The organism is Marinobacter adhaerens HP15 (assembly GCF_000166295.1).
GTDB lineage: Bacteria > Pseudomonadota > Gammaproteobacteria > Pseudomonadales > Oleiphilaceae > Marinobacter > Marinobacter adhaerens.
Genome location: NC_017506.1, coordinates 2,987,882 through 3,006,912 on the forward strand (window position 1 = coordinate 2,987,882; position 19,031 = coordinate 3,006,912).

Annotated in this window: 20 protein-coding genes; 12 read left to right on the forward strand and 8 right to left on the reverse strand. The window is 53.9% G+C overall.

Annotated features, from left to right (window positions below; all coding sequences use genetic code 11):
* Positions 1–6: 6 nt before the first annotated feature.
* Positions 7–621, forward strand: coding sequence for a PEGA domain-containing protein (locus tag HP15_RS14130; RefSeq protein ID WP_014578102.1), 615 nt, complete (start codon positions 7–9; stop codon positions 619–621).
* Positions 622–648: 27 nt separating this feature from the next.
* Here HP15_RS14130 and HP15_RS14135 read toward each other — a convergent pair whose 3' ends face one another.
* Positions 649–942, reverse strand: coding sequence for a hypothetical protein (locus tag HP15_RS14135; protein ID WP_014578103.1), 294 nt, complete (start codon positions 940–942; stop codon positions 649–651).
* 260 nt (positions 943–1,202) lie between these two features.
* Between HP15_RS14135 and HP15_RS14140 the strand changes: the two genes are divergently transcribed.
* Both HP15_RS14140 and HP15_RS14145 read left to right on the forward strand, forming a co-directional pair.
* Complete coding sequence (locus HP15_RS14140) at positions 1,203–1,547, forward strand: PBPRA1643 family SWIM/SEC-C metal-binding motif protein (RefSeq protein WP_014578104.1); 345 nt, start codon at positions 1,203–1,205, stop codon at positions 1,545–1,547.
* A gap of 27 nt (positions 1,548–1,574) precedes the next feature.
* On the forward strand, positions 1,575–2,009 hold the full coding sequence (locus tag HP15_RS14145; RefSeq protein ID WP_014578105.1) for a DUF3010 family protein: 435 nt from the start codon (positions 1,575–1,577) through the stop codon (positions 2,007–2,009).
* A gap of 73 nt (positions 2,010–2,082) precedes the next feature.
* Here HP15_RS14145 and HP15_RS14150 read toward each other — a convergent pair whose 3' ends face one another.
* The gene (locus tag HP15_RS14150) at positions 2,083–3,282 is read right to left on the reverse strand and encodes an MFS transporter (RefSeq protein WP_041645517.1); all 1,200 of its coding nucleotides are present in this window, start codon (positions 3,280–3,282) and stop codon (positions 2,083–2,085) included.
* A 224-nt stretch (positions 3,283–3,506) separates the two neighbouring features.
* Between HP15_RS14150 and ggpS the strand changes: the two genes are divergently transcribed.
* Entirely contained in the window at positions 3,507–5,780 is a 2,274-nt protein-coding gene (ggpS, locus tag HP15_RS14155) for a glucosylglycerol-phosphate synthase (protein ID WP_014578107.1), read from the forward strand.
* Between the two features lie 17 nt (positions 5,781–5,797).
* Positions 5,798–7,240 carry a sucrose phosphorylase gene (gene gtfA / locus HP15_RS14160; protein ID WP_014578108.1) on the forward strand — a complete coding sequence of 481 codons (1,443 nt, stop codon included), beginning with the start codon at positions 5,798–5,800 and terminating at the stop codon, positions 7,238–7,240.
* 48 nt (positions 7,241–7,288) lie between these two features.
* Here gtfA and HP15_RS14165 read toward each other — a convergent pair whose 3' ends face one another.
* Complete coding sequence (locus tag HP15_RS14165; RefSeq protein WP_014578109.1) at positions 7,289–7,729, reverse strand: DUF4174 domain-containing protein; 441 nt, start codon at positions 7,727–7,729, stop codon at positions 7,289–7,291.
* Positions 7,730–8,193: 464 nt separating this feature from the next.
* On the opposite strand from HP15_RS14165, the gene HP15_RS14170 reads away from it, so the two are divergent.
* Positions 8,194–8,940 carry an SDR family NAD(P)-dependent oxidoreductase gene (locus HP15_RS14170; RefSeq protein WP_227499642.1) on the forward strand — a complete coding sequence of 249 codons (747 nt, stop codon included), beginning with the start codon at positions 8,194–8,196 and terminating at the stop codon, positions 8,938–8,940.
* 37 nt (positions 8,941–8,977) lie between these two features.
* Entirely contained in the window at positions 8,978–9,490 is a 513-nt protein-coding gene (locus HP15_RS14175; protein WP_041645521.1) for an MOSC domain-containing protein, read from the forward strand.
* A 4-nt stretch (positions 9,491–9,494) separates the two neighbouring features.
* Here HP15_RS14175 and rho read toward each other — a convergent pair whose 3' ends face one another.
* Entirely contained in the window at positions 9,495–10,550 is a 1,056-nt protein-coding gene (gene rho, locus HP15_RS14180) for a transcription termination factor Rho (protein ID WP_227499643.1), read from the reverse strand.
* Between the two features lie 148 nt (positions 10,551–10,698).
* On the opposite strand from rho, the gene HP15_RS14185 reads away from it, so the two are divergent.
* On the forward strand, positions 10,699–11,241 hold the full coding sequence (locus HP15_RS14185; protein WP_014578114.1) for a nucleoside 2-deoxyribosyltransferase: 543 nt from the start codon (positions 10,699–10,701) through the stop codon (positions 11,239–11,241).
* Between the two features lie 131 nt (positions 11,242–11,372).
* Positions 11,373–11,981 carry a class I SAM-dependent methyltransferase gene (locus tag HP15_RS14190; protein WP_169702167.1) on the forward strand — a complete coding sequence of 203 codons (609 nt, stop codon included), beginning with the start codon at positions 11,373–11,375 and terminating at the stop codon, positions 11,979–11,981.
* Positions 11,982–12,226: 245 nt separating this feature from the next.
* On the opposite strand, the gene HP15_RS21720 is transcribed toward HP15_RS14190, so the two are convergent.
* The 3 genes from HP15_RS21720 to HP15_RS14205 form a co-directional block, all read right to left on the reverse strand.
* The gene (locus HP15_RS21720; RefSeq protein ID WP_014578116.1) at positions 12,227–12,889 is read right to left on the reverse strand and encodes a hypothetical protein; all 663 of its coding nucleotides are present in this window, start codon (positions 12,887–12,889) and stop codon (positions 12,227–12,229) included.
* 68 nt (positions 12,890–12,957) lie between these two features.
* Positions 12,958–13,263, reverse strand: a complete 306-nt coding sequence (locus HP15_RS14200) for a hypothetical protein (RefSeq protein WP_014578117.1) — start codon at positions 13,261–13,263, stop codon at positions 12,958–12,960.
* Between the two features lie 116 nt (positions 13,264–13,379).
* Positions 13,380–14,270, reverse strand: a complete 891-nt coding sequence (locus HP15_RS14205) for an alpha/beta hydrolase (RefSeq protein ID WP_014578118.1) — start codon at positions 14,268–14,270, stop codon at positions 13,380–13,382.
* 179 nt (positions 14,271–14,449) lie between these two features.
* Here HP15_RS14205 and HP15_RS14210 point away from each other — a divergent pair, with 179 nt between their 5' ends.
* The 3 genes from HP15_RS14210 (at position 14,450) to HP15_RS14215 (ending at position 16,741) form a co-directional block, all read left to right on the forward strand.
* Positions 14,450–14,881 (forward strand): tautomerase family protein, encoded by a 432-nt coding sequence (locus HP15_RS14210; protein ID WP_014578119.1) that lies wholly within the window; start codon positions 14,450–14,452, stop codon positions 14,879–14,881.
* 364 nt (positions 14,882–15,245) lie between these two features.
* The gene (locus tag HP15_RS22385; RefSeq protein ID WP_169702168.1) at positions 15,246–15,677 is read left to right on the forward strand and encodes a hypothetical protein; all 432 of its coding nucleotides are present in this window, start codon (positions 15,246–15,248) and stop codon (positions 15,675–15,677) included.
* Positions 15,678–15,682: 5 nt separating this feature from the next.
* On the forward strand, positions 15,683–16,741 hold the full coding sequence (locus HP15_RS14215; protein ID WP_049784492.1) for a DUF6575 domain-containing protein: 1,059 nt from the start codon (positions 15,683–15,685) through the stop codon (positions 16,739–16,741).
* Positions 16,742–17,019: 278 nt separating this feature from the next.
* On the opposite strand, the gene HP15_RS14220 is transcribed toward HP15_RS14215, so the two are convergent.
* The gene (locus HP15_RS14220; protein ID WP_014578122.1) at positions 17,020–18,960 is read right to left on the reverse strand and encodes a P-loop ATPase, Sll1717 family; all 1,941 of its coding nucleotides are present in this window, start codon (positions 18,958–18,960) and stop codon (positions 17,020–17,022) included.
* Positions 18,961–19,031: the final 71 nt, after the last annotated feature.

Consider the following 19,031-nt stretch of genomic DNA (forward strand, 5'->3'; position numbering starts at 1 on the left):
AGAACCATGAAGTACTCCCTACTCCTCACACTCGCTGCAATCGCGTTTCTGTCGACCGGTTGCGCGTCGGTCGTCTCAGGAACCGACCAGAAGCTCACCTTCAACAGCGAGCCCGAAGAAGCCACCGTTACGGTTTCCGGCCGAGTGCTCGGTAAAACGCCACTGACAGTGCCAGTGGACCGGGGCTCCAACCAGTCCATTACCTTTGAGAAGGAAGGCTACAAGACCTACACCGCTCAGCTCTCTACCACAACCAACCCCTGGTTCTTCGGGAACATCGTGATCGGCGGGCTTCTGGGTTCCACTACCGATGGGGTTTCCGGTGCCATTCACGAGTTCTCGCCGGACCAGTACTTCGTCACCCTGAAACCTGACACCCCGACCGGGATCTCCACCTCCAAGCCGCGACAAATCAAGGAAATCATCATCGCGTTCAGCGGAGAGTTTCGCCACCAACTGGCAAGCGGTGGCGGTGAAAAGGTGGACACCATCGTGCAACTGCTGGGTGTCGATGCCTCCCAGAAAGACACCACCATCCGAGCACTGAACCAGCTCGCACTGGCGAACCAGAACGACCTGGAGCTGGCCAAGACGATTATTGAGGTTTACGGCGTTCAATAGAGCGCCAATCTGGAAAATTTCCGGCCATTACATGGATGTTTTATCCCCTTCGGACATTCCATCCTTTTTCATGGCGTCTTTTTCCATTCCCTCTTTCTTCATGTCCTCATCCATCATGCTTTCGGTCTTCATCCCGTCATGCATGGTGTCCATGGTGTCGGACTTCATGGAGTCTTTGGCCATACCGTCATCTTTCATGTCGTCCTGCATCATGGTGTCGTCCATTCCCTTGTTGCCCTTGTCCATGTCGTCTGCATGGGCCGGGGCCATCAGGGCCAGGGTGGTACCGAGGGCCAGAAGCGTCGCTGTCAGGCTTTTCATTGTGCATTCTCCTTATTGGAAATAGTGTCTATTCGACACTGCCGACCCCATACCTGAAGACCAGCAGCATCAGAATGCAGACTAAGCAGGAACGCTTACGCGGCCGTCACGGCTGGGTAAAAAGTCGATCAAGGAAAGGTCACAAAACCGTCACGGGGGACCAGGCGGATTTCGTATCTCCCTATATCGCCGTCTCCATAAGCATGCTAAAAGACTCCTCCCGGCAATAGCCCGGGCATTCTCCCCATCAGGATCTCAGCATGTCAGACAAATTTTTCTTCAAAGGCCGGCAGGACGCACGCCAGCACCACACCACTTACGGCGGCTTTCAGACCAACGCCAGCCAGAAGAGTGGCAGCAAGAAATACCCGCTTACGCTGGTGGTAACCAGTGACGCGCGCAAGCAGGAAGTCGAAGCGCAGGTGGCCAGGGCAAAGCTGTACGCAAACATTTCGGTGGATACCCGCGAGGGCGCCGTTGAGTCCATTACCGAGCTCACTGCTATCCTGACCAAAGGCGGGACGGTTACCACGGTAAAATCGCCTTCACGTAACGATATCTGCAACTGCGGTAGCGGGCTCAAATTCAAGAAGTGCTGCGGCTGATAACCGGCGGGCACGGGGGAAATGGCTATGATTGTTTGCGGCGTTGAGCTTACCGGCAGTGATGCAGTGGTGTGTTTTCTGAATATGGACCGGGGGCAGTTCAATTTGCCGGAATGCAAGGTGCGCAAACTGTCACTGCCAAAAAACCATAGCCGTGAAGACCTGAAGCAGTTCCATGCGGCCTTTGCGGCATTAATGGCCGAGTACGGCGTGACTCACGTCGCGATCAAAGAGCGAATGCCCAAAGGCAAATTTGCCGGTGGTGCTGTCAGCTTTAAATTGGAAGCGGCCATTCAACTCATCGCCGACATCGAATTGACGGTGACCCTGCTGCCCTCCGCTCTCATCAAGTCCACCCTAGCCGCCAACCCGCTCCCCATTGCGTTTGCAGAGACGGGGTTAAAGGCCTTCCAGGAAGCGGCCTTCGTTTCCGCCTATGTAGGGCAGCTACAGAGCCAATGACTTCCCGGCTATCGAGAAGCTCGAACGCGGGTCACTCAGCGTCCCTGGAGCGGTGAGCCGGTGCGATAACTATCTACCGCTCAATCATTTCAACAATCTCATGGGACGACTGCGCCATCGGCTCAAAATGCGCCTGCTCGCCCGCGGTGAGCACGGAAACATGGCGTACCTGATAGATCGCATAGGTGGCGAGCAAGCCCAGAACAACCGCCATGTAAACAGGCATGCCCTGAGGGCCCACCAGATTCATAATCAAACCCACGAGCAGAGGCGCCAGGGCAGCGCCCGCTCCGTGCAGTACCAGCATGTCCGTGGAACCGGAAACCACCTCGTCGGGGTGCAGCTGATCGAGTAATTGCGCCACACCCAGCGGGTACAGCGAGAACGACAGACCGCCCCACACAAAGAACACCGCCATCAGTGACGTGTTGCTCCAGGCCAACGGCATCATCAGGCACATTCCGGCCGCCAGCGCCGCCACAACGACCAGCACCTTCCGACGGTCCTGAGTATCGGAAAACCGGCCGATCGGGATCTGCAGCAGCGCACCGCCCACAATGGTGAGGCTCATCAACAGCCCCACCTCCGACAACCCGAATCCGAGCTTGCTCGCGTACAACGGCGCCATCGCCCAGAAAGCGCCCATGGCCAGGCCGGAGAGCGCCGAGGTAGCAACGGCCAGCGGCGCAAAGCCGATGATTTTCTTCAGACTGCTCTTCGCCCGCTCGGGAATGTGGGGTTGGCTGCGACTGCTGATGGTGATGGGCAGCAGCGCCCAGCAACTGAGGATGGCCGACACCGAAAACAGTACCAACAGCTCGCCCGGGCTCAGCCTGAGCAGTTGCTGAGCAAGGGCAATTCCCCCAAGGTTGACCACCATATACATGGCGAAGACCCGCCCGCGCTCGTGCTTCTCAGCGCGGGCGTTTAGCCAGCTCTCCGTCACCGTCATCAGGGTGACCAGGGACAATCCGTAAAGAAAGCGAAGCGCCATCCATGCCCAGGGATCAACCCATAGGGAGTGCAGCAGCGCGATGGACGCGCACACCGCCGCGCAGAAGGCAAAGGTACGGATATGGCCCATGCGGCGGATCAAACGGCCACTGATAAAGATGCCGCAGGCGAACCCCACGAAAAAACCGGACATGATGACGCCGATCCGCGCCGTGGAAAAACCCTGCTCATTGGCCGTAACCGCCAGCAGCGTATTCAACAAGCCACTGCCGAGCTGTAATAGCGCGACACTCGCGAGAATTGCACCAATAGGGCGCATTAAAGTCCAGATACACACCTCCCTGCCCTGAAATGAAAGGGCTTGTTTGCCTCAGACAGCAAGCACTTGGGGTGTGTTGTTCAGTTTTTGTATCGCCCTGATCGCCGTGCCACTGCTTACTGGCCTGCAATCGCTGCGCCATAGGTGACGCTGTTAAATCCGATTCCGGTATGAAAGCTGCAACGCATTCCTTATCTGAGCAAAAGTTTCGATAGGAGCAGACTATGTTACTGGCCACCGATCTCGATGGTACTTTTCTCGCGGGTGACCCCGACAACCGCCTCAAGCTCTACCGACTGGTTGCCGCCCACCCCGAAATAGACCTGGTATTTGTGACCGGTCGCGGCCTGGAATCCGTGCTGCCGCTGCTGTCCGACCCCACCATTCCGCAGCCGGACTACATCATCTGTGACGTCGGCTGCACCGTGGTTCACGGCGAGACCCAGCAGGCCATCCAACCGCTGCAAGGCGAGATCGACGAGCTCTGGCCGGGCGAACAGATGATCGAAGACGCGCTGCTCCCCTTTGACGGCCTGCAGCGACAGGAAGTCCCCCAGGAACGCCGCGTGTCCTATTTCTGCGACGGCGATGTGGTCACTGACGAGATGGTCGCCCGCATCGAGGCGCTGTCCTGCACTGCGCTCTTCTCCAACCACAAGTACCTGGACATCCTGCCCCAGGGCGTGAACAAGGGGCGCACCCTGTCACAACTGGTGAAACACCTGAACGTCGACCCGGAATCCGTGCTGGTGGCCGGCGACACCCTGAATGACCTGTCGATGTACGAGCACGGCTTCAAAGGCGTGTGCGTGGGCGAATCTGAGCCCGGCCTGCTGGACGCTACCATGCACAAGGCAAGGGTTCTTCACGCCGGGGCAACCGGCTGTGGCGGTATCCTTGAGGCGTTCGAACACTTCGGGTATCTCGGCCATCTGGGCATTGAAGCGGAAGCGCCGGACTACATGAACCGGGGCAAATCCGACCTGGTGATCGTGTACCACCGCCTGCCCTACGAAGAAGTGGTGGAAAACGGCGAACTGATCCGCCGTCGCCCCAAATCCCCCAATGGCATCATCCCCACGCTGCTGAGCTTCTTTGCCGACGGCAAAGCCGGCTCCTGGGTGGCCTGGTCCATTGACGACCCGGACCTGGGCCCGTTCCAGACCCACACCGAAGTGGATACCGACCGCTACGAAAAACTGGTGGCCGCGCGGGTGCCCCTAAGCAAAGACGACGTCGAGATTTTCTACAAGCGGTTCTCCAAGGAAGCCTTCTGGCCAACCCTGCACACCTTCTGGGAGCGGGCCACCTTCCACGATGATCACTGGCAGGTGTTCCTCAAGGTCAACAAGCAGTTTGCGGAGCGCGCGGCCGAGGAAGCCGCAGAGAACGCGGTGGTGTGGATTCACGATTACAATCTATGGATGGTGCCGGCCTACCTGCGCGAGATTCGCCCGGACCTCACCATTGCCTTTTTCCATCACACCTATTTCCCCTCAGCAGACGTGTTCAACGTGCTGCCCTGGCGCCGTGAAATCGTTGGCAGCCTGTTGCAGTGCGATCACATCGGCTTCCACATTCCCAGGCAGGCGGAAAACTTTGTCGATGTGGCTCGCGGTGTCACGCCCCTGGAAGTGACTCAGAAAGCCGGCTGTGCGCCCCGGTTCCTGACCTACGGCTGTGCCGTGGGCCTTGATGAGATGAGCACCGAAATCAAGGTGAATGATCGCAAGATCGGCCTGGGCGCCCACCCGGTGGGGCTGGACCTGAACCGGGTGCGACATGCGCTGGCAGACCAGAGCGTGATTGACCGCATGGAAACCCTGCGTAACGAACTGATGGACGTTCGGCTGATTCTGTCGGTCGAGCGCCTCGACTTCACCAAAGGCATCATCGAAAAACTCGATGCCTACGAACGCATGCTCAACGAGCACCCGGAGCTGAAAACCAAAGTTACCCTGATGATGGTCTGCGTGCCGGCGGCCGCAGGGATGACCATCTACGAGGAACTGCTTTCGCAGATCGAGCAGACGGTCGGTCGCATCAACGGCCAGTTCGCACAGGTGGGCTGGACGCCCGTGCAATTCTTCTTCCGCGCCCTGCCGTTCGAGGAACTGGTGTCTTACTACACCATGGCGGACGTGATGTGGATTACACCGCTGCGGGACGGCCTGAACCTGGTGGCCAAGGAATACATTGCCACCCAGGGCCTGACCCAGGGCAGTGGCAGACTGGTGCTCTCGGAATTCGCCGGCGCCGCCGCCGAACTGCGCGGTGCCATCCTGGCCAATCCCCACCACCCCCAGGACCTTGCCGACACCTGCTACTACGCCCTGGCCATGAGCCGCAGCGAAGCACAGAATCGGCTCAGCGAGGCCTTTGAAGTGGTCAGCCGTTACGACATCGATTACTGGGGGCGGGAATTCATCGACACCGCCGAACAGCGCCGCGCCACCAAACTGGAAAAGATTCTGCCCATTGGTCATTGCGCCGCCTGAACGGAGGAAACCACACCATGTTGCTCAAAAATGCGGTGCAGCTGATCTGTTATCCGGACCGGATCGGCAACAATCTGAAAGACCTTTACACCGTGGTGGACACGCATCTGTCCGAAGCCATCGGCGGGCTGCACATCCTGCCGTTTTTTCCCTCCAACGCCGATGGCGGCTTCTCGCCGCTGACCCACAAGGAAGTGGACCCGAAGGTGGGCACCTGGGACGACATCGAAGCCTTTACGGCAAAGTACGATCTGTGCGTGGATCTGACGGTTAATCATATCTCGGACGAATCGCCGGAGTTCACCGACTTCATTGCCAACGGCTTCGACTCGGAATACGCCGATCTGTTTGTGCACGTGGACAAATTCGGCGAGATCTCACCGGACGACATGGCGAAGATTCACATCCGCAAGGAGAAGGAACCCTTCCGGGAAGTGACCCTGTCCGACGGCACCAAAACCCGAGTGTGGTGTACCTTCACCGAGCAGCAGATCGACCTGAATTACGAATCCGACCTGGCCTATCAGCTGATGGAAAGCTACATCGGATTTCTGACGTCAAAAGGGGTTAATCTGCTGCGGCTGGACGCCTTCGGATACACCACCAAACGGATCGGCACCAGCTGCTTTCTGGTGGAACCGGAGGTGTATCAGATCCTCGATTGGGTCAACCAGGTTGCCTTGAAACACGGGGCGGAATGCCTGCCGGAAGTACACGACCACACCAGCTACCAGTACGCCATCAGCCGGCGCAACATGCACCCCTACGGCTTTGCCCTGCCGCCGCTGCTGCTCTATTCACTGCTGGACGCCAACAGCACCTACCTGAAGAACTGGCTGCGCATGTGCCCGCGCAACATGGTCACCGTGCTGGATACCCATGACGGCATCTGCATTCCCGATGTGGAAGGCGTTTTGCCGGATGAGAAAATCAAAGTACTGATCGACAACATCGACGCCCGCAGCGCGGACCCCATCATGCGGCGCTCAGCGGCCAACATTCACAGCGTGGGTGCCATCTATCAGCTCACCTGCACCTTTTATGACGCGCTGATGCAAAACGACGACGCCTACATCGCCGCCCGGGCCATCCAGTTTTTCACCCCGGGCATCCCACAGGTTTACTACGTGGGGCTACTGGCCGGCTGTAACGATCACGAGCTGATGGAACAAAGTGGCGAGTTGCGAGACATCAACCGCCATTACTACACCCTCGAAGAAGTGGAGCAGGACATCCAGAAACCGGTGGTACAACGCCTGCTAAGCCTGATGAAGTTCCGCAGCAACTACCCGGCCTTTGATGGGCACTTCGAACTGAACTATTCCAACAACTCAAGCGTGGCCATGGCCTGGCGCCATGGAGACTATTACTGCCACCTGTTTGTAGACCTGAACTTCAAAACCGTGAAGGTCACTTACACCGATGTGGAAACGGGGGAAACCCGACACCTGGAGTGCTGACCGAGGGGCTGGATGCGCTGTGTGAGGGTATTGATCGGGTCTGATGCTTCAATCAGCGCGCATCTCCCGAATGCGCATCGGCATGCCGTCGATACGGCGGAAAATAGCGTCGAGGTCGAGACTCGATTCGCGGCTTTTGATACCGCCGTCTTTGCCGATCAACAGGACCCGGCCATACGAACGGGACTCGTCAAGAACAGCCTTGATGTCGGTCTCGAGGCTGCCCGAAACCGCCTTCTGATTTGAAACCACATCCGACCCGGTGTTCACAAACCAGACAATATCCCGGTCATCGATCTCTGCCCGGGCACTCCTGAGCGATTCGATCTCACCGCCATTCTCGCTGGTGGCTTGAACCAGGATAAGCCGGTTTTTCCACTGGTAGTCGTCCAGCCTGTTCATGTCGGCCCCGTGAGTCGTCAGTGTGATAAGCGAAAGCACCACCGTCAGAGTGGCTTGCCTTGTGGTGGCGACCAGATTGAAACTCATGCCTTTATTCCCGTGAACATTATCTCAAGACGATACGAGAACCTGGGCTCACCTGATCATACTGGCTGCCATTTGAAGCTTACATTGGTTGTAGAGCTGACCAAGCTGCAGCGAAAAGCGGAACCGAAACGAAAGCCTCAGGTACTGATATAGTTACCAGCAACACGTAGTCGTAGGTTCAGGTTTCGACACCCTTCGTCACCCCACCCACAATCAAAAAAGGAGCACCGTCGTGATCCATTTCAAACAGGGCAGGCCTCCTCACAAACCGGTTGAAAACGCGGCTGCTGATCGCAGGAGCTGGCGTAAGATACTCCTAATGATAGCCAATACTGTCAACTTGCGGGGAACCCGAGCTCTGGGCGGCAATTGCAAAGTGAAATTCAAAAAGAGAACCTAGACAAAACACTTCGCGATGCCCGAGGGCGAGACCAAACCTTATGGGAAAACAGGAGCATTCAGTGATGTTTGATTTCCACGGCCGGCGCGTCATCGTCGCTGGCGGCAGCAAGGGGATTGGCCGGGCAATCGCGTTGGGCTTTGCCCGGGCCGGGGCCAGCGTCTCTGTGTGCGCCCGCGGGCAGGCGTCCCTGGACGCTCTGGCAGAAGAAGTGGCAAGCGAGGGGCTGGCACTGCATGTGACCCCCTGCGACATCGGCGACAAGGCCGAGCTGGAAGCTTATCTGCAGAACGCCATGGGCGAGCTGGGCGGCCTGGACGTGCTGGTCAATTGCGCCTCGGCGTTCGGGCGGGAGGACAACGAAGAAGGCTGGTTGAGCAGTGTTGAAGTGGATCTGATGGGCACGGTTCGCGCCGGCCACATCTGCCTTCCGGCGCTCAAGGAAACCGGGGGCACGATCATCAACATTGCCTCCATCGCCGCCCTGCACGCCTCAACACGCACCGCCCCCTACGCAGCCATCAAGGCCGCGGTCGCTCACTACACCGGCAGCCTGGCGGTGACCATGGCCCCGCATAAAGTGCGTGTTAATGGCATTGCCCCTGGCTCGATCGAGTTTCCGGGCGGCGTGTGGGATCAGGCCCGGCAGAACAATCCAGAGCTCTACCAGCGTATTCGCGAGGGGATCCCCTTCGGGCGCCTGGGCACGCCGGAGGAAGTCGCCGACGTGGCGTTATTTCTGGCCTCCGATCTGGCCCGCTGGATTACCGGCCAGACACTGGTGGTGGACGGCGGCCAGGTTTTGTCCTGAACCGCCAACCAATCGCACAAGGAGTTTTATAACGCCCATGCCCGAATCGACCCCACTTCAAACCCTGCTCGACACACTCCCCCAATGCGGCCGCGTTGAGTGGATTGGCATCCGCCCTGCACGCGGCGAGCCCATGCAGGTGCTCAAGAGGGCAACGGTCACCCCGGGCAAAGGGCTGGATGGGGATCGATTCAAGGGCCGCGACACCAGCAAACGGCAAGTGACCCTGATCCAGAAAGAACACCTGCATGCCATTGCCTCGTGCCTGCAGCGGGAAGCCATTGACCCCGAGGTTTTCCGGCGCAACATCGTTGTCTCTGGCCTGAACCTACTGGCCCTGAAAGGCAAACGGTTCCGGATTGGTGGTGTGGTGCTGGAATACACGGGCCTGTGCCACCCCTGCAGCAAGATGGAGACTGCCCTCGGGCCGGGTGGGTATAACGCCATGCGTGGGCATGGCGGCATTACCACACGAGTGGTTGAAGGGGGTGAGCTGGCTCTTGGTGACGAAGTGCAGGCGTTGCTATTACCCCAAAAGGATCAGCCCTGAGCCATCAGCGCACCGGGCCATCGTGACCGGGGATGTTTTTCAGAAGCTCGGCGTTTGTGGGGTACTTCTCAAGCAGCTCCACCAACTTTTTTGTGCCCTCTAGCGGTTTAAGACCGCCAAGCGCCCGGCGCAATGCTCTTATTTTGTCTAAATCTTTTGGATCCAACAGCAGCTCTTCACGGCGTGTACTGCTTTTCGAAATATCCAGCGCGGGAAAAATTCGCTGATTCGCAACGTCTCTCGATAACACCAGCTCCATGTTTCCCGTGCCCTTGAATTCCTCAAAGATAACCTGGTCCATGCGGCTGCCCGTATCCACCAGAACGGTTGCCAGAATGGTCAGCGAGCCGCCATTCTCAATGTTTCGTGCAGCGCCAAACAACCTCCGCGGGATCTCCATCGCTCGAGCATCCATCCCGCCAGACATAGTACGACCGCTGCTCTTTCGCTCCGCATTATGCACACGCGAAAGCCTCGTGAGAGAATCAATCACAATCATAACGTTGTGACCCTCGCCCGCTTGTTGGCGAGCGATATCAAGAAGTTCATCGGCAACGCGAACGTGATGAGCATAGCTTTCATCCGAAGAAGAAGCGTGTACCTCAGCCGGGACGCTACGCCTGAAATCAGTGACCTCCTCGGGTCGCTCATCTATCAATAACGCGTAGAGTTTAATCTCGGGATACGCCTTTCCCACCGCCTGGCAAATATGTTTTAAAACCGTCGATTTTCCAGACCCCGGCGGCGCAACGATCAAACCTCGCTGCCCCATGCCAATCGGCGTGATCAAATCCATCGCGCGCACCGTGAGCTGTTCGGAACCCAACTCCAGGCGAATCCCCGGCGCGGGATTGATAGCCACAGCATTTAAAAAACGTTTTTGTGGATCAGCCTCACTTTCAACCTCAACCATAGCTTCGGTTTCCGTAGCCACTGGTTTAGGGTCTTTTTTTCGTGTTCCGGTTAAACCTAATGTCTTTCTCGTCATGATTGTTTGATAGCTCTTGTTTGATACATATTTTTCGAAAAACACAGCCCAAGGCAAAACACCAGCGTGCACAAAATACGTCTGTCCCGCTTTTCACTCATCCGAACGGTCACAAAGGAACGTGAAAGCAGGCTGGCGAGTATGACCACGCTGCACCATTTCTGCTACCTCCGAAATACTGAATGCTATCCTGCAGTTTCATCAGCTCTATGAGGCACCCATGACGAAGCCAAAACGAATCTACCTCGCCGGCCCGGAAGTTTTCTTCCCCGCAGCTGAACATCAGGCCATCGTGGCCGAGAAAAAACGCCTGCTACAGGAAAACGGACTGGAGGGCGTAGACCCGCTGGATACTGAACTGGCACTGTCCGCCAACGAGGCGAAATTCAGGCGCGGGCATCGGATCTACCGGGCCAACCGGGAACTGATGGACAGCTGCGATGCCATCATCGCCAACCTGACCCCCTTCCGCGGCATCAGCGCGGACCCGGGCACCGTCTTTGAGGTGGGGTATATGATCGGACAGGGTAAACCCGCCTTCGGGTTTACCCTCGAAAGCCGATATTACCGGGAACGAGCAGGCGCCACCGACCTGGACGAACTGGGCCATACCATTGAAGACTTTGAAATGAGCGACAACCTGATGATCGAGGGCGGAATCTACAGTTCAGGTGGCCAGCTCTTCGTGGCAGAGCAGCCCGGCGAACACCGGTACTTTTCGGCAGAGCTGTTCCGCCGTTGCGTGAGGGCGATAAAAAAATAAATCTGTCCCGGTTTCCCCCAAGCTAGCTCGTGGTGACGAAGTGCAGGCGTTGCTACAGTGAAACAAGACCACCGGTTTCCCGTATCCACTACCTGGCAGCAAAAGTCAGCAGCACAGGAAGGGAAGAACCCATGAGCAAAAAGATCGATCTCTACAGTAGCTCGTACAGCAATTACTCGCTGGAAACCTACAGCGAGGTGCGGCTGGAGACTTATGGCGAGGATTATGGGCAAACCAGCTGGGTTTCGACTGAAGAATCCCACGAGATACCTGAGTTACTTCAGCTGATATCGGATTCATCGGTCCTGGACATCGGCTGTGGATCTGGCGGGTACGCTGTCGGCCTGGCAAAGCGTATAGGCTGTCGGGTTGTAGGGTTCGAGATAAATGAATCGGGCGTGAAAACGGCGAATGCGTTGGCCGAAGATGAGAAGGTCAGCGCCCTCGTGAAATTCGAACAACACGATGCGTCTGAAGAATTGCCCTATGAAGACAATTCGTTTGACGCCATCTATTCCACGGATGTCCTGTGTCATGTCCCTCGTCGGCGAGAAGTTCTCTCCAACACACAACGGTTGCTAAAACCTGGTGGGAAATTCGTCTTTAGCGACGCTTTGGTGATTGGCGGACTGATTTCCTATGAAGAGCTTGAGAATCGATGCCCAGACGGTCTGTATTTTTTCAGCCCCCCCCGGCGTCAACGAGCAATTAATACAGGAATCCGGCCTCAAGCTGCTTGAAGCTCGCGATACCACCGAGAATTGTGCTCTGTTGTCCAAACGTTGGCACGATGCGCGCGAAAAACGAAAAGAGGCACTTATCGCCTGTGAGGGTGAAGAGAACTTTCTGGGCGTGCAGCGATTTTTGGCCGGCGTTCACCGGTTAACGAGCGAGAGGCGTTTGTTGCGCTTTTTGTACACCTGTTCGAAATAGAGAGCGGCAACCGGGCACGAGTCGCATTGCCGGCACGTCGGCATTGCGCAATTCAGATCCTCCGCAAAGCATCATCAAGATCCAACGAGCGAAACGTTTGACGCAACGTGTCGCCGGCCAGTCGGGCCTCCCATTGGCTGCGATGCTCCAGCACCGATTCGTCGGCAGGCACGGAATCGAAAACGGACAATGCATAATCCCGGAGCAGTTCACTCCGGCACTCAATGACAAGATCGGACAGCGCCGCAGTACCGGACCCCGAGTAGGCAAAGCATTGCTGGACATTGCGCCTGGCGCTTTCCCGTTCAACCGGTGAGATCGCAACCTCCCGCGCATCGTTGTCGGGAACCAGCAAAACGTTCACGCCCCGCCCGTTAATGGCCTCTGCGGCCTGCTGTGCGTCTTGTGGAACGTGGACGTTCTTGTGGTTTGGCCAGATGTCGAACATGCCATAGTCGGCACAGGGGGCCTCTCGCTGAAACGTAAAGAAATCCGGGTAGGCATAAAACTCTGGCCCGCGCTCCCGATAGCGGTCATAAAACGCGGTGACGTAGGCCATGATGAGGGTCATTGCCCCAATGCCCTCAAACCGACGAGGGACAACGATGCCAAGGCGATCCGTATCCTGAAACAATGAGAACAAGTCCGCGTGCGGAATCGCCTCGCCATTCTGGGTGATGTTGAAATCGGTGCCTCGAAGGCTGCTGCTGTGCATGGTTATGTCGAACGCTTTCCGAAAATGGGCCTGTCTCGATTCTGAGCGGTCACCCGGTGTCCCGAGCTTCAGCTTTCACGAACAGTGGAAATACCGTCGATCTCAGTAACCGTTTTTGCATCTGCCCGCTCAATGATTTTGAGGAGTGTGGACTGAATGGTTTCATCTTCCCTGGCATCACTGCCACTTACGAACGTTTGCTTCTGAGGTTCCGCGCCCTCTTCCTCGGTATAAGAAATCACAACCTCGCTGGCTGAATCGGGCGTTTTGCCAGAGTTCGCTTTACCAAAGTACTCCAGCGAAACCAACGGATAGCCGTGAAAGCCCTTCTTAACCTGCTTTGCGATACGTTTTTTTGCTTTATCCACATTCATAGTGAGGGCCTGTCTTTGCGGTTGTTATCTGAGTGCACATCCGCACCCAGTCGATACCATTCGCCAATTCTATGCCCTTAACCCCATCCAAAATAGCTTTGCCCCGGTTTTCGCTGTCACCGTAAAAACCGGGCCAGGAAATCCAGCTGATCTTCGATGGACCGATCCAGAGCTTCGCCCCGATAGACATCAAAATGGCCGACAGGATAGTGCTTCACGTCCGCGTTCGGCATTCTCTCGGCCGCTTTGACCGCAGCACTAGCCGGGGCGACCGTATCCTCGTCGCAGATTAATACCAGTGCCGGGCAGGCGACTTTGCTGGCCAACCGGATGGGCCGGAAAAGAGGAATCGCATAACTCACTCCCGCCGCGACGTAATTCGACGCGTTATCCGCCAGCAAGGGAACATACCCCTCCTGGCAGTCCTCAGCCGTCATCATGCCCAACTCGCCGGGGCGGCCGGCCGATGCAATATACCGGGGAGACAGCCCCAGCCCACGACGAAGCCAGTCGACCGTTCCGTGCCAGGTCAGGCGCATCGCCTGCATGAAGCCGGCATAACTGACTACCCCCAGCAAAGACGCCAGACCATCCATCATCGGGCATTGGGAGATGGTGCATTGCACGTTTCCATCCTTTGCCGCGGCCGCAATCACAAGCCCGCCGGAAAACGACGTTCCCCACAGGCAAATCCGGCCGCCATCCACACGATCGAGCTGCCGCACAAAATTTAGTGCTGCCAACCAATCTGCCACTTCCTTCCCGGGGCTCAGCGTTTGCCGTGGCTGGCCGTCACTGTCGCCGAAATGGCGGTAGTCAAAGGCAAAAACCGCGTAACCCGCATTGCAGAAGGCTTCCTTAAACGGTGCCAGACCGCTGGCATGAGTCAGCCCAAAACCATGGGCCATGACGACACACGGTAAACCTTTACTGCCGGCATCCGGCGTATAGAGAACACCGCGACAGGTTGTACCGTCGCTCTGAAATTCCAGGGGCGTTTCGATCATTGTTTGGCTCTCATGCTTGAAGGTCGAGAGTCTCAGGATAGCTCATTGCTTCAATATCAAATCGGCAGCGTAAATCGCCGGGGCCAGGCAGATAAGCGTTGCTATAGTGAAACAAGCCCGCCTCACTCCCATAGTGGCTAGATCCAGTGCAAACGTACAACCCATGGCAGGAGTTTCCCATGCCCACTTACACCGTCACGGTCGCGAATCTGTCTCTGTCGCCGCAGCAGAAATCACAGATCGCCGAGGCCATCACAGCGGCCCACAATGCCCAAACCGGCGCTCCCCGGTTCTTTGCCCAGGTTCTTTTTTCCGCGGCCAGTGCGGGCGACCACTTTGTGGGTGGCAGAGTGAACACCGCGCCTCAGGTATATGTGCACGGCCTGGTGCGGGAGGGCAGAAGCATCGAGATCAAACAGGCCCTGATGAGCCAGATGCTTGAAGAAATCACCCAAATCGTGGAGATCACAGCTGAGGACGTCTGGATCTATCTGCAGGACATTCCGGCCACCCAGATGATCGAGTTTGGGCGGTTTTTGCCGGCGCCGGGAGAGGAAGCTGTGTGGGAAAAGGGAATGTCTTCGGAAAAGCGGGCCAGCTTAAACAAATAACCGCATTAATAGATCTGTCCCGGTTTCCCTCAGAGGGCTCAAATCTTTTGCGGCAACCGTAACAACTGCGCGCTTTCACTTCGGGCTCCGATTTGTCTGGAAAACCGGCCACAATCACTCTGGCCCGTCGCGGCATCAGTACCTCCTTGCTTTTGAAAAACAGAATCCCTTCTGTTCTGAACGCCAACATAAACCGGAGCATGTTGGAGGTTAGAAGTGACTGACTAAAGCGCTGGATCCGTCAGAGAAGACGAAAAAAATTCAATCCCAGTTTTCTCTCGGATTCCCTCTCGCGTTAGCGTGATAATGATTAAGCTGGTACCCTTTTGGAAAAATTCAGACTTAGAACAAACGGCTGAACACAATGACGTTCAAGTACCAGAGTGAATTGGCAGCAATCTCTCAAAACGGCTCAACGTGCCCTCCTCAGACTGCTCACGAGGCCAACCTTACCGCATGGCGTTGGGTCTTCTCACCAATTTCAGAAGCTCACTTTTTGCCTCAGGCACGTAAAAATCCAGCTCGATTAAATAAAGCGAAAGACGTAGAAGAAAAGTGTTCATGCTGGGGGATATCAATGCATGATACGAAAGAGAAGAGCATTACTGCCTTTAAACGAGTAGAGTGCTCTTTCAGAAAAGCTCGCAAGGTGCTAGGAACTCACGTTGCTAAAGCTGAAATCACTCCCGATCATGGTGTCTGCACCCCTTCCAATGAGGTAGGACACTTTGACTTTCACCCTTATAAAAATATCAAAATGTCCGACAGCTTTTTTATTGATGGGCCAATTCCATGAAAAAAATGCCAAATATTGAGGGGAAAAAGATATCAGCTAAAGATATACCTCAGTACACATGGAATGCTGACCTGGTTGACTTTGACGGCCCTCTCCTTAGTTTATTTAAGAGCGAGGACGGAGAAGATGCTCTATTTTCTTGGCTTGACTGTAGCAATTCGAGAAATCGCTGGTGCATCCTCCCGCTCAGTCGAGAGTTGCTAGGGAGTTACCTGAAACAAGAGACAAGCCTTTTGGAAGTTTTCCAGAGTCTCGATAGCTTTGTTGTATTTGACGTTACTCCAAGCCATAGACGAACAAACTTCACGCTTACCAATTTATCGGATTTACCCCAAGACTATATACCAGACCCGGAATCTTATCTTTTTGATGAGATATCTACCGATGCAGCGACAGCCCTACGGGACGAGGAGACAGAAGAATATTATTTAGGGCTGGATGGAGGTATGTATATTGATGATTTGTCGTTGATACCAAAAACCTATCAACAACTATACTCTTTTCATTATGGACTGGAGCATCTCCAACGAGATGCGGTATCCCATTCGTTTTCGCGAATTTTAAAGGGTTGGACTGGTGGATTCAGCTCTGTCAACGTTTTCACAGGATTACGCTCAGTCATTCCATCCATACATAGGGTTAGAATTTCGGAGCTTCGATATAACTCACCTGGACACATAAAGGTAAACCTTCTTCCAAAGCTCGCTGAGAAGATTGAATCAGCCGCCAATTATATAGAAAACGAGGAAAACTTCAGAGAATCTGAACAGTTTTATAAAGATGTTTACAACTTCTTTAAAGACCATAAAATAGCGGGCTTTGAGGAAGAGCGAAATCAACACGAAAGAAGCCTAACTCCGGACACTAATAAAGAAATAATGGCGTATGTTGACACCTTTTTCGAAATGATGGACTGGACAGAGTACCAAGAAAACTTCAAAAAAGTTCATGCTAGCCCGCTCTTACAGCTAAGAATCCTTCTGGCGTATTATCGACGACTAAAAAAGCTCAGGCCGTACATAGTTCGAGGACATCTTTCAATTGGATCATCACTGCTTACATGAGGCGAAGACCGGGGCAAAATGGACTAACCCGAGTTTTCTATATCAACCTTACCAATAGTTTTTCTTACGGCAACCAGAATGGGATCGAAACTTGTATACCGTTATTATCCGCGGCCAACCAAAAAAATAGATCTGCCCCAGATCCCCAAAATTTATCGGATTGTCAGATCACTTAGCGGAAATCGGCAAATAATGCCTAATGTATGTATCAAGCAACTTGTTGAGTTCCTTAACCGCTGCATCATGTTTCTGAGGGTTGCGCAGCTTCGATAAATGTTTTACCAAATACTTGTATGATATTTTGATGACCACTTTTTTATGCTCAAAATAAAGCTCTTTCGCCCAACTAAGGCGTTTAAATTATTATCCGGATCCCTACACACGATAAACGCCAAGTTTCCGTAATCATTATGAAGATAAGAGTTAACTTGACGATAATCTGCCGCTGTCAAACCCTCATAATTTTTTATCTCGAAAACAACCTGCCTAACTTTGTAGTCATCAAAAACTCGTTGCCAAAAGCTATTATTAGACATATTAGTTGCAACAATATCTCTCTGTTGCAACTTATTCTTATTGGGATGCATTTCAATATTAACCAAACTTCCGGCAAAAACTAACTTTATCGCTTGATAACACCACTCCTCGAAATCATGGGCACCACCCCTGCCTTCCGGTATTTCCTTTATCTCTTCAATTATACGACCAATTGTCGCGGCGCGCTGCTCTTGGGAGATTGAGCTTACCTCAATATCGTATTCATCATGTATATCTTCAGCATCTTGTATTGAGAGCTCTTTTTGCTTAAGATTTAATGCCAACCAATAACAAGGATGCACCAATAATCGCGAACTTTCACCGATTTCCTTCGAAAGCTCCCTCCCATCATGACAAAATACAAACGAACTTGATCTTTCATCGTAAATACCTACAAAACCAATCCCGTACAATCGCTGAAGTACCTTGTGCGGTTTCTCCAGAACAATGACATCCCTTTGCGTATTCGGGTCACTGAATTCCCCCTCTAGAATCTGCCTGATTTTAGAGTTAGCTTCCTCTATAGAGAGTTCTGCAGAGCCTGACGAGAACCCAGAAACAAACTCCTGCAACGCGGGAAATATATTTTCATATTCCTTAAACAGATCGTAAAGCCGGTTCTCGGATACAGATTTGGCAGACTGCTCGATATCAGACACGATGATCGTGTTCCTATCTTGGGAGCTCGCCTTGAGAAATGCATTGTTTAATAAAACTAAAATGTCTCTGGGACGATAGAGCGTCAATCTTAATGCAACCCGGAAACCTTCTCTGCCTTTTAGGATGTCTGCGACAGCGCCATTCCAAACTTTTACGTTATTCTCTTGCCTGGAATTAATTGCAATTCTCAACCTATTACAAACAAGATTAAAAAGGTCGTAATCATCCCAGTGTAGCCGAAGAACTTGGCCCTCAATATTTCTTGTAAAATCAGGATCATTTATAACAATAGACCGAAACATGTTGTCTCTAAGAAATGCTATAGCCCTTACATTTCTAGAGTATTTCGAATTCAAATCAATTAAAGCTTGAACGAAACCATCAATTACTCCAATACCAACAACATCCGGAGAATACCCTTCATCCAGCCTGTCAGCTAATATTACAATTTTCTGATCTGCCTTTGAAAATACGGAGTAAAGAGCATGCTCCAATGTATCAAGATCCAGTTTATCAGATAGGTCACCAATAATTTCTTCAGGAGCATCTAACTCGGACATTACCGATTTTATCTTTTTTCTAAGTCTGACGGTTACCGTCCTGCCACTTGTTTTCCACTCGTTAATATAAGGCTGAATAACAACATGATCCAACAGCTTTCCGAGCTTGTAGTGACCGTTTACAGCCGAAATAATTTCCATGTATACAGCATATCTCCAACATAGCTTTGAGGCCGCCTTGACATAAGCGAACTTTTCGGAGAACTTTGCGAAGGCCGACCTTAAACCGATCATTTGCTCTTCTTCTGGAGCAACATTTATGACGAAGGTCTTCGCCTGCGCTCGGATATGCTTATTCAGTCGATAAACCAGTGCGCTCTTGCCGGTACCCCTTCGACCCACCACCAAACAACGGTCACCGGATTCCAGTATGGCCTTATAGTCTGATGTTTCGAGAAATGCCGACTCCAGCATTTGTAGGTCGTTTTCGGCTCTTATATCTCCCAGAAGATTCCCTTTCATAACCACCCTAAACCAGCAAAAACCCGTAGAATTATGATGGCTATGGTGCCCGACTAGCTACGAAAATAAAA

Coding starts and splice junctions, on each gene's coding strand:
- HP15_RS14135 (WP_014578103.1), bottom strand. CDS start 942: ATGAAAAGCCTGACAGCGACGCTTCTGGCCCTCGGTACCACCCTGGCC.
- HP15_RS14200 (WP_014578117.1), bottom strand. CDS start 13,263: ATGAATGTGGATAAAGCAAAAAAACGTATCGCAAAGCAGGTTAAGAAG.
- HP15_RS22385 (WP_169702168.1), top strand. CDS start 15,246: ATGACGTTCAAGTACCAGAGTGAATTGGCAGCAATCTCTCAAAACGGC.
- HP15_RS14215 (WP_049784492.1), top strand. CDS start 15,683: ATGCCAAATATTGAGGGGAAAAAGATATCAGCTAAAGATATACCTCAG.
- HP15_RS14175 (WP_041645521.1), top strand. CDS start 8,978: ATGCCCGAATCGACCCCACTTCAAACCCTGCTCGACACACTCCCCCAA.
- HP15_RS21720 (WP_014578116.1), bottom strand. CDS start 12,889: ATGCACAGCAGCAGCCTTCGAGGCACCGATTTCAACATCACCCAGAAT.
- HP15_RS14140 (WP_014578104.1), top strand. CDS start 1,203: ATGTCAGACAAATTTTTCTTCAAAGGCCGGCAGGACGCACGCCAGCAC.
- HP15_RS14165 (WP_014578109.1), bottom strand. CDS start 7,729: ATGAGTTTCAATCTGGTCGCCACCACAAGGCAAGCCACTCTGACGGTG.
- HP15_RS14205 (WP_014578118.1), bottom strand. CDS start 14,270: ATGATCGAAACGCCCCTGGAATTTCAGAGCGACGGTACAACCTGTCGC.
- HP15_RS14170 (WP_227499642.1), top strand. CDS start 8,194: ATGTTTGATTTCCACGGCCGGCGCGTCATCGTCGCTGGCGGCAGCAAG.
- gtfA (WP_014578108.1), top strand. CDS start 5,798: ATGTTGCTCAAAAATGCGGTGCAGCTGATCTGTTATCCGGACCGGATC.
- ggpS (WP_014578107.1), top strand. CDS start 3,507: ATGTTACTGGCCACCGATCTCGATGGTACTTTTCTCGCGGGTGACCCC.
- HP15_RS14130 (WP_014578102.1), top strand. CDS start 7: ATGAAGTACTCCCTACTCCTCACACTCGCTGCAATCGCGTTTCTGTCG.
- HP15_RS14190 (WP_169702167.1), top strand. CDS start 11,373: ATGAGCAAAAAGATCGATCTCTACAGTAGCTCGTACAGCAATTACTCG.
- HP15_RS14220 (WP_014578122.1), bottom strand. CDS start 18,960: ATGAAAGGGAATCTTCTGGGAGATATAAGAGCCGAAAACGACCTACAA.
- HP15_RS14210 (WP_014578119.1), top strand. CDS start 14,450: ATGCCCACTTACACCGTCACGGTCGCGAATCTGTCTCTGTCGCCGCAG.
- HP15_RS14150 (WP_041645517.1), bottom strand. CDS start 3,282: ATGCGCCCTATTGGTGCAATTCTCGCGAGTGTCGCGCTATTACAGCTC.
- HP15_RS14185 (WP_014578114.1), top strand. CDS start 10,699: ATGACGAAGCCAAAACGAATCTACCTCGCCGGCCCGGAAGTTTTCTTC.
- HP15_RS14145 (WP_014578105.1), top strand. CDS start 1,575: ATGATTGTTTGCGGCGTTGAGCTTACCGGCAGTGATGCAGTGGTGTGT.